The following is an 18,319-nucleotide window of genomic DNA, read 5'->3' on the forward strand; positions in this document are numbered from 1 at the left end:
GCCCCACCCTGATTGGCGCGCCCCAGCCTGCCCGCCCGCGCCTTTGCTGAACCAGCGTCTGTGTGCGCAGATCCCGGATTGGCATCCGGGCTACCAAGTATTCGTAGCCCGGATGCCAATCCGGGACCGCGGCACACGGTGTCAGAGCAAGCGCAGCGGCCGTTCCCTACGGTGCTGTGATCTTGACAATGCCGCCGCGCGTCAGCACATACAGCGCGCTGTCGGCCGTCCCCACCGCCATGTCCACCGGCGCATCCGCCACCTTGCCGAAGGCATAGGCGGCGTTGCCGTTGGCCAGGTCGACGCGGCCGATCGCGTGGCTCACGTAGTCGGCGAAGAAGTAGCTGCCGCGGTACATCGCCGGGAAGCTGCCGCTGTCGGGGTAGAACGCGCCACCCGCAATGCACTGGCCGACGAAGAAGCCGCCGGGGCCGTTGCCCTCCGGGTTGGTCGCGCTGTGCTTGTAGGTGAACAGCGGCGCGGTGATGCCGGTGGTCACGTGCTCGTTGCCCTCGGACCCCGGCCAGCCGTAGTTGGCGCCGGCGGTGCCGACGTCGATCTCTTCCCAGGTGACCTCGCCCACGTCGTTGATGTGGATGCGGCCATCGCTCGGGCGCACCGCGAACGTGAATGGATTGCGCAGGCCGTAGGCCCACACCGCGCCGTAGGCCGCACCGCCGCTTGCCGCGAAGAACGGGTTGTCGGCCGGGATCGAGCCGTCGTCGTTCAGGCGCAGCAGCTTGCCGAACAGGCTGGTCTTGTCCTGCGCCGGCGAACCCTGCGCGTTGTCGCCGACACCCACGTACAGCTTGCCGTCCTTGCCGAAGTGCATCGCGCCGCCGTTGTGGTTGGTGGCGCTCGTCAAGGTCGGCAGGTTGAAGATCACCACCGGTGCCGCCGGGCTCGCGATGTCGCCGGTCGCCACGTAGCGGCTGATGCGGTTGTGCGTGCCGTTCTGCGTGGTGGTGTGGTAGACGTACACCCACCCGTTGGTCGCGAAGTTCGGGTGCAGCGCGACGCCGATCAGGCCGCGCTCGCCCTGCGAGTCGACGGTCAGCGTGGTGAAGGGCTGCACCTGCAGCACGCCGTTCTTGACGACGCGCAGCGCGCCGCCCTGTTCGGCGACGAACAGGCGGCCATCCGGCGCCTGCGCGAACGCGGTCGCGTTGTTCAGGCCGCTCACCCAGGTCTCGTTCATCGTGAAGCCCTGCGGCAGCGTCACGTTGCCGCCGAACTTGACGGTGGCCGCGGTCCAGTCGGAATGGTTGCCGGCTGCGTCGCGGGCGCGCGCCCGGATCACGTGCTGGCCGCTCGCATGGTTGGTGGTCACGACGCTCGCGGTGTACGGCGCCGCGGTGTCCTCGGCGCCCAGCGCCGCGCCGTCGAGCTGGAACTCGACGCCGACCACGCCGACGTTGTCGCTCGCGGTGGCGGTGATGGCCAGCGTGCCGGTCAGGTTGGTCGCCAGGTTGGCCGGCGCGGTGATCGTCACCGTCGGTGCCTGCGTGTCGGGGCCTTGCGGCGCCGTGACGGTCACCGTCACCGCCGTGCTGGTCGTCGTCGCGCCGGCGTTGTCGGTGGCGCGCGCGGTCAGCGTGTGCGCGCCGGTCGTGGTGGGCGTCCACGAGAAGGCGTAGGGGCTTACCGTGTCCGAGTTCAGCAGCGTGCCGCCGTCGAAGAAGTCGACCTTCGCGACCGTGCCGTCCGGGTCGGCCGCGGTGGCGGACAGCGTCATCGCGGTGCCGGTGACGCCGGTCGCCGCGGACGTGAGCGTCACGGTCGGCGGCTGGTTGGTGGCCGGCCCATCGTCCTGGAAGGTGGCGGTGTAGGTCGTGTCCGCCGCCGGGGTCGAGATGGTGTGCGTGGCGATGCCGCCATCGCTCCAGCTGACGAAGCTGTAGCTGCGGCCGTTGAACACCTGCGTCCCGGCAGTGATGTCGCGCTCGATGCCGACCACGCCGGTGAAGGTGCTGGGGCTGGTCACCGGTTGGCCGTCGATCCTCAACTGCAGGCCGGCCGGCTGCGTCGCGAGCGTCACCTGCGCCTTCAGCGGCTGCACGTCGCGCGTCACCTCGGTGCTGCGGCCATCCTTGTCGGTGGCCCGCAGGTGGAATCGATACCAGATGTTGGACGAGGTCTCGCCGCGCACCGGGATGGTCACCGTGCCGCTCGCGCCGGTGGTGGGCTGCTGCAACGGATGGGTGTGCGCGTCGTGGTGCAGGTCGGCCCACCAGGTGAGCGACGACGCTGCCAGCGTGCCGTCCTCGGGGTCGGTGGCGCTGCCGGTGAAGGTGAGGGTGTCGCCGGCCTTGAAGGTCGCGCCTTCAGCCGGACTCTGGATCGTCGCGGTCGGTGCGTTGCCGACCGGCGTGCTGCCGCCCGAGTCGCCGCCGCTGCCGCCGCAGCCGGCCAGCAGCAGGCTGCATGCCATCCCCAACCCCCAGGCCTTCGACTGCCATCCCATCATGCTCACCTCGTTGTTGTTTCGTGATCGCCCGCCAGTGTCGGCGCTTTGCCGGCGCCGGCAACTCACCGGGGCGCAGCGTGTGTATCGCCCCGGCAATGAGTGTTGCGCATTGTGCGCGAGCGGCTGCGTTCAGGAGGCCGAGATGCGCGTCACCCCGGCGCGCGTGAGGATGTACAGCGCCCCGTCGGTGCCCACCAGCATGTCCACCGGTTCTCCGATCAATCGGGAAAACGCATAGGCCGCATTGCCGTTCGCCAGGTCGACGCGGCCGACGGTGCGCGTCACGTAGTCGGAAAAGAAATAGCTGCCGTGGTAGCGCGACGGGAAGCTGCCGCCCACCGGGTAGAAGGCGCCGCCGGCGATGCACTGCCCGACGAAGAAGCCGCCCGGGCCGCTGCCCGGCGGCGTGGTCGCCGAATGCTTGTAGGTGAACAGCGGGCCGGTGATGCCGGCGCCGACGTTGGCGTTGCCCTCCGAGCCCGGCCAGCCGTAGTTGGCGCCCGGTGCGCCCAGGTCCACCTCTTCCCAGGTGCCCTCGCCGACGTCGTTGATGTGGATGCGTCCGTCGCCGGGCCGCACCGCGAAGGTGAAGGGGTTGCGCAGGCCGTAGGCCCAGACGGCGCGGGCGTCGCCGGCGGAGGTCGCGTAGAACGGGTTGTCGGCCGGGATGGTGCCGTCGGCATTCAGCCGCAGCAGCTTGCCGAACAGGCTGGCCTTGTCCTGCGCCGGCGACCCGCGCGCGTTGTCGCCGACACCCACGTACAGCTTGCCGTCGTGGCCGAAGTGCATCGCGCCGCCGTTGTGGTTGGTCGCGCTCGACAGCGCCGGCAGGTTGAACAGCGCCACCGGTGCGCCGGCCGCGACGTCGCCGTTCGCCACGAAGCGGCTGATGCGGTTGTGCGTGCCGCCCTCGGTGGTCGTGTGGTAGACGTAGACCCAGCCGTTGCTCGCGAAGCCCGGGTGCAGCGCGACGCCGATCACGCCGCGCTCGCCGGCGGAGTCGACCGCCAGCGTCGCGAAGGGCGTGGCCAGCAGCACGCCGTTCTTGATCACGCGCACGCGGCCGCCCTGTTCGGCGACGAAGATGCGGCCGTCCGGCGCCTGGGCGAAGGCGGTCGCGCTCGCGAGGCCCGCGACCCAGGCTTCGTTCTTCGTGAAGCCGGCCGGCAGCGCTACGCTGCCGCCGAACTGCACCGTCAGCGCGGTCCATGCCGAGACGTTGCCCGCCGCGTCGCGCGCCCGGGCACGGATCACGTGCTGGCCGCTCGCATGGGTGGCCGTGTTGATGCTGGTGCGGAACGGCGCACTCGTGTCGATGCTGCCGTGCGGCGCACCGTCCAGCTCGAACTCGACGCCGGCCACGCCGACGTTGTCGCTGGTGTTCGCGATCACGTCGAACCAGCCGTTCAGGTTGTCGGCCAGGTTGGCCGGTGAGGTCAGCGCGATCGTCGGTGCCTGCGTGTCGGAGCCGCTCGGCCTGGTGACGTTGACGGCGACCGCGGCGCTGCGGGTGGCTGCGCCGGCGTTGTCGGTGGCGCGCGCCGTCAGCGAATGGCTGCCCGCGGTGGCGGGCGTCCAGGTCCAGGTCCACGGCGCGGCGGTGTCGGTGCCGAGCAGCGTGCTGCCGTCGAAGAACTGCACCTGCGCGACGCTGCCGTCGCTGTCGGTCGCGGTCGCCGTCAGCAGCAGCGGGTTGCCGACGGTGCCGCTGGCCGGCGCGCCGAGGCTGGCGGTTGGCGGCAGGTTGGCGGCCGGGCCCTGGTCGGTGAAGGTCGCGACGTAGGTGGTGTTGGCGGCCGGCGTCGAGATCGTGTGCACCGCGCTGCCGCCGTCGCTCCAGGTCGAGAAGACGTAGCGGCGGCCGTTGGCCACCTGCTCGGCGGCGCCGATGTCGCGCTCCAGGCCGACCACGCCGGTGAAGCTGTGCGGGCCGGTGACCGGCTGGCCGTCGATCGTCAGCTGCAGGCCCGCGGGCTGCGTGGCCAGCGTCACCTGCGCCTTGCGCGGCAGGATGTCGCGCACCTTCTCGGTGGTGTTGCCGGCGCTGTCGACGGCCTTCAGGTGGAAGCGGTACCAGATGTTCGCGGAGGTCTCGCCGCGCACCGGGATCGTGATGCTGCCGCTCGCACCGACGGTCGGCTGCTGCAGCGGGTGGGTGTGGGTGTCGTGGTGCAGGTCGACCCACCAGGTGAGCGCCGAGGCCGGCAGCGTGCCGTCCTCGGCATCGGTCGCGCTGCCGCTGAACAGCACGGTGTCGCCGGCCTGGAACGGCGCGCTCGCTGCCGGGCTGGCATAGGCCACCACCGGCGCGGCACCGACCGCGGCGATGCGCACGTCCTGTGCCGACTCGATGCCGGCGCCTGCGCTGTCTGCACCGCCCCCGCCGCAGGCCGCCAGCGCTGCGCACAGCCCGACACCCCACGCCATCGATCGCCAGGATTGCATGTCGTTCTCCCCGTTGTGCCCAGCCGCATGGGCAATCGGCATGCCCGGGAGGCCACCGCTGTTGTCGCCGGCGCGACAGGGTGGCTGCGGGTTGATGCGCTGGGCCGGCGATGGGGCACTGGGCTATACCTCGGGGATCCCGACCCGGAGACCCGCCGTGACCGAGCAGACCGCCGTTCCGACCCGCCCGCACCACCGCTTCTGGCCGCGCCGGTTGCCGCGCGAGCTGGCCATCCCGTCGACCACGCTGTGGTTCAACCTGGAGGTCGCATCGACCCGCTTCCCGGACAAGCCGGCCTACCTGTTCTTCGGCCAGGCGCTCGGCTTCCGCGCGCTGCGCGAGCAGGCCGAGCGGGTGGCGGGCTGGCTGCAGCAGGCGGGGGTGCAGGCCGGCGACCGGGTCGCGCTGTACCTGCAGAACTGCCCCCAATACGTGGCGGCGTACTACGGCATCCTGCGCGCCAACGCCGTGGTGGTGCCGGTCAACCCGATGAACAAGGCGCAGGAGTTCAAGCACTACATCACCGACCCGCAGGCCCGCGTGGCGATCTGCAGCGCCGACCTGGCGGTCCACGTCGCGCAGGCCAATGCCGAACTGCCCGAGGGCGAGCGCCTGCAACAGGTGCTGGTGGTGCGCTACGCCGATGCGATGCCGGATGCCATCGAGCCCGGCATCGCACCGCCGCCGGTGATGGAGGCCTGGCTGCGCAGCGATCCGGCGCTGCCCGAAGGCACGAGCGAACGCTACACCCGCTGGGCCGATGCATTGGCGCAGGCGCACCTGCCGGGCCCGCACACCGCGCAGCCCGATGACCTGGCCCTGCTGCCCTACACCTCGGGCACCACCGGGCTGCCCAAGGGCTGCATGCACACGCACCGCACGCTGATGTCGAACACGGTGGGCGGCTGCTGGGCCCATGCCGGTGCCGAGACCATCAGCCTGGGCGTGGTGCCGATGTTCCACATCACCGGCATGGTTTACGGCGTGCTCGGTCCGGTCTACAACGGCGCGACCACGGTGCTGATGCCGCGCTGGGACCGCGAACTGGCCGGGCGCCTGATCTCGCGCCACCGGCCGACGCACTGGACCTGCATCCCGACGATGATCATCGACCTGTTCGGCAGCCCCCACTACAAGAGCTTCGACCTGTCGAGCCTGCGCTACCTGAGCGGTGGCGGCGCCGCGATGCCGCAGGCGGTGGCCGAGCGGCTGGAGGCCGAGTTCGGGCTGCGCTTCGCCGAGGGCTACGGCCTCACCGAGACCGCGGCGCCCAGCCATGCCAACCCGCCGGAGCGGCCGAAGCTGCAGTGCCTGGGCATCCCGATCTTCGGCGTCGACTCGCGCGTGGTGGACCCGCTGACGCTGCAGGAGCTGCCGCCCGGCGAGGTGGGCGAGATCATCACGCGCGGGCCGATGGTCTTCCAGGGCTACTGGCGGCATCCGCAGGCCACCGCGGCGGCCTTCGTCGAGTTCGAGGGGCAGCGCTTCTTCCGCACCGGCGACCTGGGGCGCATGGACGAGGAGGGCTACTTCTTCATCACCGACCGGCTCAAGCGGATGATCAACGCGAGCGGCTTCAAGGTCTGGCCGGCCGAGGTGGAGGCCTTGCTCTACCGCCACCCGGCGGTGCAGGAAGCCTGCGTGATCGCGGCGCACGATGCCTACCGCGGCGAGACGGTGAAGGCGGTGGTGGTGTTGCGCGCCGAGGCGAAAGGCAAGACCCGCGAGCAGGACATCGTCGACTGGGCGCGCTACCAGATGGCGGCCTACAAGGCGCCGCGCATCGTCAGCTTTGCCGACAGCCTGCCCAAGTCGGGCGCCGGCAAGGTGCTGTGGCGCGTGCTGCAGGAGCAGGAGGGAAAACCCTCGTAACCCGGATGCCCATCCGGGGCCGTGTGCCTCGATCCGTGGTTTTGTTCGCAGGGAATCCGGGCTTTCCAGCAGGGCGGAGCTTCGCCCACGCCCCTAACATCCGCGCTGCTCTGAAAAACGAACGTTCGTGCTGACAGTAAAAGCGCGACGACCCTTGGCTGGACTGAAGACTGAGAAGCAGGAGATACGGATGCATCAATGGAAACGCAATGTCGTCGCGCTGGGCGTGGCGGCGCTGGTGGCTGCCTGCGGCGGCGGTGGCAGCGACACGTCGACCCGGGTCAACATCACCGCGGTCAAGGTGATGGGCGACAGCCTGGCCGACGTCGGCACCTTCGGCGGCGTGAAGGCCACGGTGCAGGGCAGCGATTCGAAGGTGTTCCCGGAGCGCGTCGCGGCGGGCTACGGCATCTCGACGATGTGCAGCTACTACGTCGCCACCGGCGCGACCACCTTCGCCGTCAACCCGGCGGCCGGCTGCACCAACTACGCGATCGGCGGCGGGCGCATCAACAACTACACCAACCCGGCTTCGCCGCTGTCGGTGATCCAGCAGATGAAGGACGCCACCGCGAGCGCCAACATCGGCGCGAGCGAGCTGGCGCTGATCGACGGCGGCGGCAATGACGCGGCCGACCTGGTGGGCGCCTTCCTGAAGGCCAGCACCGACGGCGGCGCGAGTTACGTGGCGCTGCTGAAGACGGTGCTGGACGCGACCACGGTGAACACCGAGGCGGCCAAGGGTCAGTCCGGCCTGGTCACGCTGGGCGGCATGTACATGGCGGCGCTGGCGACCCAGTTCGGCGCGGCCATCGACACCAACATCCTCGGCAAGGGCGCGAACTACGTGGCCGTGCTGAACATGCCGGGCATCACCAACACGCCGCGCTTCCAGATGGTGCTCGATTCGATCGCGGCCAAGGCCGTGGCCGGGGGCGCCACCGATGGCGGCGCTGCCGCACGCGCCCAGTACGAAGGGATCTTCAAGGCCTGGATCGTGGCCTTCAACGGCACGCTGGACAGCCACTACGCCGGCAATGGCAAGGTGGTGGTGGTCGACTTCTACACCTCGTTCAACGAAGAGGTGGCGATCCCGGCGCAGTACAGCCTGAGCAACGTGAAGACGCCGGCCTGCCCGATCACCGGCGTAGGCGCCGACCAACTGCCGACGTACACCTTCGCGACCTGCACCGACGCCGCGCTGTCGGCCGCGCCGCCCACCGGCGTGACCGACCCGAACTGGTGGAAGAGCTATGCCTTCTCGGACGGCTTCCACCCGACCCCGTATGCGCATCAGCTGCTCGGCCAGCTGATCTCGAGGAGCCTGGCCACCAAGGGCTGGCTGTGAACCGGATGCACGAAGGAACAACAACCATGACCAAGACATTCAAGTGCATCGCGCTGGCCTCCTGCGTGGCCGGCATGTTCGCCAGCGGCGCGGCCAGCGCCCAATCCGCCGGCTCGTGGCTGGTGCGCGCCGGTGCGGTGCTCATCGACCCGAAGGTCGACAGCGGCGACCTGAGCGCGCCGGCCTTCCCCGGCACCAAGGCGGACGTCGACTCGAGCACCCAGTTCGGCGGCGGCATCACCTACATGTGGAGCGACAACGTCGCGATCGACCTGCCGCTGTCGATGCCGTTCAAGCACGACATCAACGGCGCCGGTGCGATCGCCGGCGTCGGCAAGATCGGCGAGACCAAGGCGCTGCCGATCACGCTGATGGGCCAGTACCGTTTCCTGGAGGCGAGCTCGCCGTTCCGCCCGTACGTCGGCGCCGGCATCACCTACGCCAAGTTCTACAAGGAAAAGGGCACGGCGGCGCTGACGGCGCTGACGGGCGGCACCTCGTCGAACCCGACCACGCTGAAGGTCGACTCGAAGGCGGCCGCGACGATCCAGGTCGGCGCGAGCTTCACGTTCAACGAGCGCTGGTTCGTCGACGCGACGGTGCTGAAGACTTTCCTGAAGACGACCACGACCTTGTCGACGGGACAGCAACTCGACATCAAGCTGGACCCGCTCACCACGGCGGTGTTCGTCGGCTACCGCTTCTGATCGAGGCGTTGTTGGGGGAGGGCCCTGCCGTCGCGAGACGGCAGGGCCTTTTTCGTGCATGGCGGAACTCGCCCCGCGGCGGTGTCACTGAGGCCGCATGCGAAATTCAACCATGACGGATTGCGAGCGGGCGCAGTCTCACGGGCTTGGCTCGAGCCCGGGTCCAGGGCGTGCAGGCGGATGGTGCGAGCGGTTTCTTCCCGAGCCGGGCAAGTGCCAGAAGCGCGAGCATCGTCTGAAAAGGGGGCTCGAGCAGCAGCGGAGCCAATCCGGCAAATGCGTGGCCGCACGCATGAAAAGCAATGACTGGCCGGACACGGCCAGCTGCCTCGTGGACCAGCCCGGCACCACCCGCCCGGTGCATCCGATGATCGCCGAGCTGCAGCAGACTGTGGCCGCCGACTACAAGCTCGTTGCCAGTCGCGGCCTGGCCAAGCGCCGGTCGCTCGATGGCGTGATCGTGCTGATCGGCGAGCAGGACCACGACAAGCCAGGTCCTGCGACGCGCGCTCTCGAATCCATCTGGCAGCGCGGTGACCTCCACTTCGTTGAACTGCCGGACCCTTACGTCCGCAGCGGGCAGCTGAATGGCTTCTTGCGCGGGATTCCGGCGACGCAGGCGGACGTGGATGGCGGATCGGTGGGCATGGACGACTTCGAACTCGGCGTGCAGATCGAGACCTTGATGGCCGAGGTGGCCGGGGCCTTGAATCGGCTGATCGACCAACTGGCCCTCGACGTGCATCCAGGGGGATCGTCCAGGAAGCAGCTCAACCCGGTGGCCACTCTCGCGCAGTTGCGCCAGCGCAGGGACGACCTGTTGGCCAGGTACAAGAGGCTGGCTCCCGACCGCAGGCGACAGACCAAGGAAGTTCTTCGGCTGCAGAAGGCCGTGATCGACGCGGAGGCCCGCCTGGACGAGCTGGTCGACGGGACCTTGCCTTACCGCTCCGACTTCATGGCCGAGACGATCCTGGAGCGCGTCCGGGCAGATCGCGAGTCTGGCACATTTGCTGACCGGACCTACGTGGCCGTGGCGGGCGCCGCCCATCTGCAGAGGATGGCAGAGTGGTTGCAGAAGGCCGGTGAACGCTACGTCCTGCTCTGCCCCCACGCAGTCCGCAGATTGATCGCGGCCTGCAACTGAGGTCAAGCCGCCAGCTTGAACACCGACACGGTGCTGACGAGGTCCCGCGCCTGCGCCTTCAGGCTCTCGGCCGCCGCTGCACCTTGCTCGACCATCGCGGCGTTCTGCTGCGTGGTGGTGTCCATCTGCGTCACGGCCTCGCCGATCTGCGACACGCCGGTGCTCTGCTCGCTGCTGGCGGTGCTGATCTCGCCGACGATGTCGGTGACGCGGCGGATCGAGTTCACGACGTCCTGCATCGTCGTGCCGGCGCGATCCACCAGCACCGTGCCCTGCTCGACGCGCTCGACGCTGGTCGAGATCAGCGYCTTGATCTCCTTGGCCGCATCGGCGCTGCGCTGCGCGAGGCTGCGCACCTCGCCGGCCACCACCGCGAAACCGCGGCCCTGTTCGCCGGCGCGTGCCGCTTCCACCGCGGCATTCAGCGCCAGGATGTTGGTCTGGAACGCGATGCCGTCGATCACGCCGATGATGTCGACGATGCGCCTGGACGAGTCGTTGATGCCCTTCATCGTGTCGACCACCTGGCCGACCACGTCGCCGCCCTGCGCCGCGACGTCGCAGGCGCCCTGCGCCAGCACGTTGGCTTGGCGCGCGTTGTCGGCGTTCATCCGCACCGTGCTCGACAGCTGATCCATCGCGGCCGCGGTCTGCTGCAGCGCGCTCGCCTGTTCCTCGGTGCGCGCGCTCAGGTCGTTGTTGGCATGCGAGATCTCGGCCGACGCGGTGGCCACGCCCTCGGCATTGCGCCGCACGTCGGCCACCAGTTCGGCCAGCCGGTTGCGCATGCCGCCCAGCGCGCCCAGCAACTGGGCACACTCGTCGCGGCCGTCGGCATGGATGGCGCGCGACAGGTCGCCGCCGGCGATCGCCTCGGCCGAATCCACCGCCTGGTGCAGCGGGCGCGTCATCGAGCGCGTCGCCAGCACCGCGAGCACCAGGCCCGCCAGCACCGCGACGACCGCGCCGCCGGCCAGGATGCGCTGGCCGCTGACGGCGATGCCCAGCGTCTGCGCCTGGCTGGACTGCAGCCGCTGGTCCATGTAGCTGTCGATCGCCGCCAGCCCCTTCAGGTAGTCCTGCGCCAGCGGGTACAAGTCCTTGTCGACCTGCACGGCCACGTCCTCGCCGGCCTGCTTGCGCTTGAAGAGCGCGCTGCGCGACACGCGGTAGGCCTCGCGTTTCGTCGCCAGCTCGCCCATCAGCCGCTTGCCGGTCTCGTCCTGGATCAGCGCGTCCAGGCGCTGCTGCATCTCGCTGATCGAGGCCGACGAGACATCCATGTCGCGCTTCAGCGCCTCGATGTAGGCGGCGTCCGAGGCCTTCAGCGAGGCCGCGGTGCGCACCCAGTTCAGGTTGATGCTGGCCGCCCAGCGCGCCGCCAGCGATTGCCGCTGCATCTCGGTGGTCGCCAGCTCGTTGCTGGCGGTCTTCAGGGTTTCCAGGCGCCACACGCCGATGGTCGACACCAGGGCCGTGATCGCGAGGATCAGGCCGAAGGCAAACCCCAGGCGCTGGCCGAGCTTGAATTGATTGAGCTTCACGAGCGGTCTTTCTGTCAGTTGAACTACACGGACTGAGCCGCAACCGAAGCTTAAAAAACCGGTCCCTGTGTCAGTGCCAAGAAAAGAGGCAGATTCCGAGCCTCTTTCTGGTGCATCCAGGGCCTTGTAGGACGGCGGCGACAGCGGGTGGCGCCCGCCGACTACAGCGCAACGCGCCGTCGGCCCGCCTGGGTTCGCCGGGTCGCCCCATACCGTGGAGGCCTCGAACAACTCAACGAAGTACGGAGCCCGCCATGACGCTCGGAACCATCCTCTTGATCGTGCTGATCCTGATCCTCATTGGTGCGCTGCCCACCTGGCCGCACAGCCGCAGCTGGGGCTTCGGCCCGAGCGGCGGCCTGGGCCTGGTGGTCATCATCCTGATCGTGCTGTTGCTGATGGGGCGCATCTAGCCGTCGTCGGCGTGTCGATCGACGTCGCAACTGGCGCTCAGAAGCGCGAGCCCGGCTGCTGAAGGAAACGGACTTCGTCGGGCGTCGACGCCCGCCCGAGGATGTCGTTGCGGTGCGGAAAGCGGCCGAACCGCGCGATCACCTCGCGGTGCCTGTGCGCGTAGTCGAGCATGCCTTGCAGCAGCGGGGCCTCGGCGGCGAGCCGCGTGAAGCGGGCGACCGCCTCGTCCTGGCAGGCCAGGTCTTCCGCGTGCTCGAACGGCAGGTAGGCGAAGGCACGCCGCAGCGGCGGCAGCGCGAGGTCGGCGCCGCCGGCGCACAGGGCGCGGCTCGCGGCCAGCGCGAGCGCATCGCCGTCGAACGAACGCGGCCGGCTGCGGAAGACGTTGCGCGTGAACTGGTCGAGCAGCAGGATGCGCGCGAGCGCCGCATCGGCCGGTGCGGTCCAGTCGGCCAGGCCGCCGGCCAGCGCCTCTTCGACCAGCGGTCCGAAGCGCTCGGCGATCTCCTGGTCGGTCGCGTCGCTCTTGGTGAACCACAGCGGCCGCATCGCCGGCTCGGCCGCTGCCGGCCCGAACCAGAAGCCCAGCACCTCGGCCGCGCGCGGATCCATCGGCGCCGGCCTCAGCGACCCAGCCGCAACCACAGGTAGCTGTACTCCAGCGCCTGCAGGTGCGCGCGCTGCTCGTTGTCGGCCGCGCCGCCGTGCCCGCCCTCGATGTTCTCGTAATAGAACAGCTCGTGCCCCTGCTGCAGCATCAGTGCCGCCATCTTGCGCGCATGCGCCGGGTGCACGCGGTCGTCGCGCGTCGACGTCGTGAACAGCACCTTCGGGTATTTCACGTCCTGGCGCACGTTCTGGTACGGGCTGTACTTCGAGATGAAGGACCACTCGGCCGGGTCGTCCGGGTTGCCGTATTCGGCCATCCACGATGCGCCGGCCAGCAGCGTGTGGAAGCGCCGCATGTCGAGCAGCGGCACCTGGCACACCACCGCGTTGAACAGGTCGGGCCGCTGCGTGAAGGTGGCCCCCACCAGCAGCCCGCCGTTGCTGCCGCCCATGATGCCCAGGTGGCGCGGCGCGGTGATCTTCTGCGCCACCAGGTCTTCGGCCACCGCGATGAAGTCGTCGTAGCTGCGCTGCTTGTGCGCCTTCACCGCGCTCTGGTGCCAGGCCGGGCCGTACTCGCCGCCGCCGCGGATGTTGGCCACCACCAGCACGCCGCCGCGCTGGTACCAGGCACGCCCGAAGCTGCCCGAGTACCAGGGCTTCAGCGAGATCTCGAAGCCGCCATAGCCGTACAGCAGCGTCGGGTTCGTGCCGTCGGCCTTGGCGCCCTGTGGCCACACCACGAAGTAGGGCACGCGCGTGCCATCCTTCGAGGTCGCGAAGCGCTGCTCGGCGCGCATGCCCTTGGCATCGAACAAGGCGTTGCGCGATTTCAGCAGCTCGCGCTGGTCGTTCGCGGTGCCCGCCAGGTACAGCGAGTCGGGCGTCAGGAAGTCGGTGTAGGTGAGCAGGTAGCGCTCGGCCAGCGCATCGGTCTTGAGCAGCGGGTCGTGCAGGCTGCTGACGCCCAGCGCGCCGGGGAAGGGCGCGGCGATCTCGCGCCGCGTGAAGTTGGCCCCATGCTTGTGCCATTGCTCCAGCTTGCCCGCCACGTTGTCCAGCACGTTCAGCAGCACGTGGTCGCGCGTGGTGGTGTAGCCCGACAGCGAGCGCGTCGGCGTCGGCGTGAACAAGGCCTGCAGCTTGCGCTCGCCGCGCAGCCAGCCGGCCGCATCGGTGGCCAGCAGCGAGCCGCTCGCGAAGCTCTCGCTGCCCGCCTTGAAGTCGCTGCGCAGGTGCAGCAGCATCGTGTCGCGCAGGAAGCTGATCGTCGCGTCGTCGGGCACGTCGATCTTGACCAGCTTGTCCTTCACCAGCAGGAACTGGTGGCTGTTGTAGAAATCGATCGAGCGGACGAAGACGGTGCGCTCGAAGCCGGGCGTCTTGTCGACGCTGACGTTGACGGCCACGTCCTTGGCCTCGCCCTCGAACACCACGACCGCATCGGCCAGCGGCGTGCCGCGCTTCCAGCGCTTGATGACGCGCGGGTAGCCCGAATCGGTCAGCGAGCCGGGGCCGAAATCGGTGCCGACGTAGATCGTGTCGCCGTCCAGCCATTCGAGGTCGGACTTGGCCTCGGGCAGCGTGAAGCCGTCCTTGACGAACTGCTTCGTGACCGCGTCGAACTCTCGCACCACCTTCGCATCGGCACCGCCGCGCGACAGCGACACCAGGCAGCGGCGGTAGTCGGGACCCAGCACCGCGGCGCCGCCCCAGACCCAGTTCTCGTGCTCGGCCGCGCCCAACGCATCCAGGTCGAGCACCGTCTCCCAGGCCGGCTCGGCCTTGCGGTACTCGGCCAGCGTGGTGCGGCGCCACAGGCCGCGCTTGTGGTTCTCGTCCTGCCACAGGTTGTAGAGCCAGTCGCCGCGGCGCGTGACGGCCGGGATGCGGTCCTTCGCGTTCAGCACCTCCAGCAGCTGGGCGCGCGTCGGCGCGTACTCGGGGCGCGCGGTGAGCTCCTTCTGCGACGCGGCATTGCGCTCGCGCACCCAGTTCAGCGCGCGTTCGCCCTGCACGTCCTCGAGCCAGGCGAAGGGATCGGCCGGAGTCTGCGCGGCGGATGAAGCGGCGGCGGAGGCTGCGGCGGCGGAAGCAGGGGTTTGCGACATGGCGTTGGAGGAGGTCAGGGTGAGCAGCGGCGCGGCGAGTGTGCCGGCGGTGGCGGCGAGGAGGCCGCGGCGGGTGGCGGAAACATCGGACGTCAAGTTCAGGCCCTCAGCGATTCGGTTTCGGGATGGCGCTGCATGTAGACGCGCACGTAGGAACAGAGCGGATCGATCTTCAGATGTTCCGCCCGCGCGTACGCAAAGGCCGCCTCGACCAGCCGGGCGGCGATGCCGCGGCCCTGCAGCGCCGGGTGCACGACGGTGTGCGTCATGTGCATCACGCCATCGGCCAGCTGGTAGTCGGCCACGCACAGGTGGCCGTCGATCGTGGTTTCGAAGCGCTGCCGCGCGCGGTCGTGCGAGATGGCGACGGGAGTCTCGGTCATGGCGTCCTCGGGAGTCCGGGCTGCCAGTCTGCCAGCTTCGGCGCCGAATGATCCACGCTTCTCGGGTGGCCCCGCGGCGCGTCAGGCCTCCGGCGTCAGGCGCTGCGGCGTGACCTCGATGCTGCGCGTGCCGTCGCCCACCCACACCGCGCCGTCCTGCACCGTCACCTGCAGCTGCATGGTGCGCTGGGCCAGCGCGGCGAGCGCCTGGCTCTGTTCGGCCGGTACCTGCCAGACGGCCAGGTTGCGCGCGCGGGTGATCTTGGTGGCGATGCCGTTCCACCAGATCGGCGTGCTGTGGCTGAAGCTGTACACCACCACGCGTTCGGCGCGCGGGCTGGCCTTCATCAGGCGCTTGTCGTCGGGCTGGCCGACCTCGATCCACTGCATGACCTGGCCGGTCAGGTCTTTCTGCCACAGGTCGGGCTCGTCGGTGTCCCACAGGCTCTTTGCGAACTCCAGCGCGCCGTTGTCGTTGTCGGCGGGCACGTTCAGCGCGAACGCGAGCAGGCGCATCATCATCCGCTCGTCGGTCTCGGACGGGTGGCGCGCGATCGTCACGCCGTGGTCGCCGTAGACGTTGCGGTCCATGTCGGCCAGCTGCAGCGTGGCCTTGTAGATGGTGGCCTTGAGTGCCATGGGATGCGGGACCTGCAAAGCGAAAGGGGTCTGGATTAGACCAGACCCCTTCAGGGAGAGGAAAAACGGCGGCGGCTTACCAGCGGTCGGAACGCATCAGCGGTTCCCACTGGCCGTCGCGGCGGCGGTACACCGTGATCGCGCCGTAGGCCTGTTCGCCGTCGGCGGTGAAGCGCATCGAGCTCGTCACCGGCGACACCGGGTCGATGGTGTGCAGCTTCTCGCGCAGCTTGACCGGGTCGACGCTGTCCGAGCGGCGCAGCGCATCGGCGACCACGTACATCGCGTCATAGGCATAGTGCGCGCCCCACACCGGGTCGGCCTTGTAGACGGTCTGGAACTTCTTCAGGAAGGCGGTGCCGGCCGCGAACTCGCGCGGCTCCAGCGCGCTGGAGGTCACGTACAGCGTGGTCACGTCGTTCGGCGCCTTGGCCAGCTTCTCGGTCTTCGACGAATTGGTCGACAGCACCGGCAGGCCCGACAGGCCGGCGGCCTTCATCTGCTCGAACAGCGGCAGCAGCTGGTTGTCGCGCAGCACCGCCACCAGCACGTCGGGCGGGGTGGCCTTCAGCTTGGCGACGAAGGCGGCGAAGTCGGTGGTCTTGTTGTTGACCGACTCGTTCAGCGTGACCTTCTTCTTCAGCTTGGTCAGTGCCTCGCCGACGTCCTTGCTCATCGGGCGGCCGAAGGCCGTGTCCTCGAAGATCACCGCGACGTTGCTCGCGTTCAGGCTCTCGGCGATGTAGCCGCCGATGGCGCGCGCCTGCAGGCCGTCGTTGGCGACCAGGCGGAAGGTGTTGCCGTCGCCCTGCTTGGCCAGGTCGACCGCGGACGAGGTGTACAGCTGCGGGATGTTGGCGGCCTTGTAGATCGGGATCGTCACCTCGGAGATGTCCGAGCTCAGGTGGCCGATCACCGCGGTGACCTTCTGGTCCACCAGCTCCTGGGCCACCTTCTTCGCGGTTTCCTTGTCGGCCTTGTCGTCGACCGCCACCACCTCGATCTTCACCGGCTTGCCGGCCACCTTGAAGCCGGATGCATTCAACTCGTCGGCCGCCATCTTGACGCCGTTCAGCAGGTCCTGGCCGCGCGCCGCGGACGGGCCCGACAGCGGCTGCGCGACACCGATCTTGATGGACGGCGGGATGCTCGGTCCACAGGCCGCCAGCAGGGCGAGGGAGGCGGCAGCCACGACCGATGACAGCCGGGCGGGACGGAAGATGCGCATGCGGGGTTCTCCAGAGTTGTGAGCGAACGCCATCAAACGGCTGTGATGGCGTTGACGAAGCAGTGACAAGTTGTCTCAGTCGAAATGTATCTGCAACGCGGCCCAACACAAGGCATGTACTCACTGCCAAATGCTGCTGCGGGCAACTATGCAACGCCCGATCTGCGGGTTTCGCGGGGAAACGTGAGCTATTTCTCGATCCGCCGCGACAGTGCCGAAGCGCGCTGGCGCAGGAAGGCGAGCAGCCGGGCGGGGTAGTCCGGGTGTGCGGCTTGGCGCACCGACGGGCGTTCGGCGAGCGCCTTGCGCCAGGCGGCGACGCGCGGCAGGCCGGTGATCAGGCCGAAATCGGCGATCCGGTCGATCACGTCGAAGTAGCGGAACACCGGCCCGAAGACGGCATCGACCATGCCGAAGGTGGGGCCGGCGAAGAACGGGCCGGGGCCCAGCACGGCTTCGAGCTGCTCGAAGCGCAGCCGCAGCTCGGCGCGGCGGGCGTCGAGCGCCGGCTCGTCCGGCGCGTTGTAGAAGCCGGCGATGCCGTTCAGCACCGCCGAGCCGAACTCCATCCACGACCGCTGGCCGGCACGCTCCAGCGCATCGGCCGGGTGCAGCCGCGGTGCGAGCGTCTCGTCGAGGTATTCGCAGATGACGGCCGATTCGAACACCGGGCGCTCGCCGACCAGCAGCACCGGCGTCTTGCCGAGCGGCGAGACGGCGAGGAACCAGGCCGGCTTGTCGGCGAGGTCGATGTCGCGCCGTTCGAACGGCTGCCGTTTCTCCAGCAGCACGATGGTGGCGCGCTGCACGTAGGGGCACAGCGCGTGGCTGACCAGGGTCAGGGCGGGGCGGTCCATGGGGCCGCTCCGTCAGCGAGCGCGGCGCAGCGCGAAGGCGCCGTCGCCGAGCAGCGCGTGCACGAGGCTCGCGGCCGCCAGGAACACCGGGTACTCCCAGCCGCCGTTCGGGCTGGTGAAGACCCAGCCATTCGGCCAGTGCGTCCAGGTGGCGCCCAGCAGCACCGGCAACAGCAGCAGCGAGACGCGCGCGCCGTGCAGGCCGAGCAGGATGGCCGTACCGCCCAGCAGCTCGGCCGCGAACACCGGCCCCGCGGCCCAACCGGGCAGGCCGACCGACTGGAAGAACTGCGCCGTGCCGGGCAGCGTGAAGACCAGCAGCTTCAGCAGCGCGTGCGCGATCCACATGCTGCCGAGCGACAGGCGCAGCAGCAGTGCGCCGAGGGCCTGCTGCGTGAAGGAGGACGGCAGCGCGCCGAGGTGCGCCGCAGGGGTCGGGGAGGCGTGGGACGACATGGCGATTCCTTTCGAGCGAGTATGTTGTTGCAAACAATATGATTGCAAACGCAACTAAAATATACGCCATGATGATCGCGTTTGCAACTAC

15 protein-coding genes are annotated in these 18,319 nt (G+C 69.3%); 5 read left to right on the forward strand and 10 right to left on the reverse strand.

Going from position 1 to position 18,319, the window contains the following annotated elements; translation table 11 throughout:
* Nucleotides 1-166: 166 nt before the first annotated feature.
* Together AC1DYN_RS23800 and AC1DYN_RS23805 are read right to left on the reverse strand one after the other, a co-directional pair.
* Nucleotides 167-2,467, reverse strand: coding sequence for a PQQ-dependent sugar dehydrogenase (locus tag AC1DYN_RS23800; protein ID WP_477963653.1), 2,301 nt, complete (start codon nt 2,465-2,467; stop codon nt 167-169).
* A gap of 129 nt (nt 2,468-2,596) precedes the next feature.
* Nucleotides 2,597-4,912 carry a PQQ-dependent sugar dehydrogenase gene (locus AC1DYN_RS23805; RefSeq protein ID WP_477963655.1) on the reverse strand — a complete coding sequence of 772 codons (2,316 nt, stop codon included), beginning with the start codon at nt 4,910-4,912 and terminating at the stop codon, nt 2,597-2,599.
* A gap of 157 nt (nt 4,913-5,069) precedes the next feature.
* On the opposite strand from AC1DYN_RS23805, the gene AC1DYN_RS23810 reads away from it, so the two are divergent.
* From AC1DYN_RS23810 to AC1DYN_RS23825, 4 genes are all read left to right on the forward strand, one after another.
* Nucleotides 5,070-6,785, forward strand: coding sequence for a long-chain fatty acid--CoA ligase (locus AC1DYN_RS23810; protein ID WP_477963657.1), 1,716 nt, complete (start codon nt 5,070-5,072; stop codon nt 6,783-6,785).
* A 190-nt stretch (nt 6,786-6,975) separates the two neighbouring features.
* Nucleotides 6,976-8,133 carry an SGNH/GDSL hydrolase family protein gene (locus AC1DYN_RS23815; protein ID WP_477963659.1) on the forward strand — a complete coding sequence of 386 codons (1,158 nt, stop codon included), beginning with the start codon at nt 6,976-6,978 and terminating at the stop codon, nt 8,131-8,133.
* 26 nt (nt 8,134-8,159) lie between these two features.
* Nucleotides 8,160-8,840, forward strand: a complete 681-nt coding sequence (locus AC1DYN_RS23820; RefSeq protein ID WP_477963661.1) for an OmpW/AlkL family protein — start codon at nt 8,160-8,162, stop codon at nt 8,838-8,840.
* A 292-nt stretch (nt 8,841-9,132) separates the two neighbouring features.
* Entirely contained in the window at nt 9,133-9,987 is an 855-nt protein-coding gene (locus tag AC1DYN_RS23825; RefSeq protein ID WP_477963663.1) for a hypothetical protein, read from the forward strand.
* A gap of 2 nt (nt 9,988-9,989) precedes the next feature.
* Here AC1DYN_RS23825 and AC1DYN_RS23830 read toward each other — a convergent pair whose 3' ends face one another.
* A complete protein-coding gene (locus tag AC1DYN_RS23830) occupies nt 9,990-11,531 on the reverse strand; it encodes a methyl-accepting chemotaxis protein (RefSeq protein WP_477963665.1) in 1,542 nt (513 codons plus the stop codon).
* A gap of 254 nt (nt 11,532-11,785) precedes the next feature.
* Here AC1DYN_RS23830 and AC1DYN_RS23835 point away from each other — a divergent pair, with 254 nt between their 5' ends.
* Nucleotides 11,786-11,944 carry a DUF3309 family protein gene (locus AC1DYN_RS23835; RefSeq protein ID WP_477963667.1) on the forward strand — a complete coding sequence of 53 codons (159 nt, stop codon included), beginning with the start codon at nt 11,786-11,788 and terminating at the stop codon, nt 11,942-11,944.
* 37 nt (nt 11,945-11,981) lie between these two features.
* Here the strand turns inward: AC1DYN_RS23835 and AC1DYN_RS23840 are convergent, their stop codons facing one another.
* The 7 genes from AC1DYN_RS23840 to AC1DYN_RS23870 form a co-directional block, all read right to left on the reverse strand.
* Nucleotides 11,982-12,557 carry a DUF924 family protein gene (locus tag AC1DYN_RS23840; RefSeq protein WP_477963669.1) on the reverse strand — a complete coding sequence of 192 codons (576 nt, stop codon included), beginning with the start codon at nt 12,555-12,557 and terminating at the stop codon, nt 11,982-11,984.
* An 11-nt stretch (nt 12,558-12,568) separates the two neighbouring features.
* A complete protein-coding gene (locus AC1DYN_RS23845) occupies nt 12,569-14,665 on the reverse strand; it encodes a prolyl oligopeptidase family serine peptidase (RefSeq protein WP_477963671.1) in 2,097 nt (698 codons plus the stop codon).
* A gap of 98 nt (nt 14,666-14,763) precedes the next feature.
* A complete protein-coding gene (locus AC1DYN_RS23850; protein ID WP_477963673.1) occupies nt 14,764-15,048 on the reverse strand; it encodes a GNAT family N-acetyltransferase in 285 nt (94 codons plus the stop codon).
* 81 nt (nt 15,049-15,129) lie between these two features.
* Entirely contained in the window at nt 15,130-15,687 is a 558-nt protein-coding gene (locus AC1DYN_RS23855) for a YaeQ family protein (protein WP_477963675.1), read from the reverse strand.
* 76 nt (nt 15,688-15,763) lie between these two features.
* On the reverse strand, nt 15,764-16,915 hold the full coding sequence (locus AC1DYN_RS23860; protein ID WP_477963677.1) for a branched-chain amino acid ABC transporter substrate-binding protein: 1,152 nt from the start codon (nt 16,913-16,915) through the stop codon (nt 15,764-15,766).
* A gap of 188 nt (nt 16,916-17,103) precedes the next feature.
* Nucleotides 17,104-17,772 carry a glutathione S-transferase family protein gene (locus tag AC1DYN_RS23865; protein ID WP_477963679.1) on the reverse strand — a complete coding sequence of 223 codons (669 nt, stop codon included), beginning with the start codon at nt 17,770-17,772 and terminating at the stop codon, nt 17,104-17,106.
* A gap of 12 nt (nt 17,773-17,784) precedes the next feature.
* The gene (locus AC1DYN_RS23870) at nt 17,785-18,228 is read right to left on the reverse strand and encodes a DoxX family protein (protein ID WP_477963681.1); all 444 of its coding nucleotides are present in this window, start codon (nt 18,226-18,228) and stop codon (nt 17,785-17,787) included.
* Nucleotides 18,229-18,319: the final 91 nt, after the last annotated feature.

It is taken from the genome of Rhizobacter sp. P2_D12 (assembly GCF_056404395.1).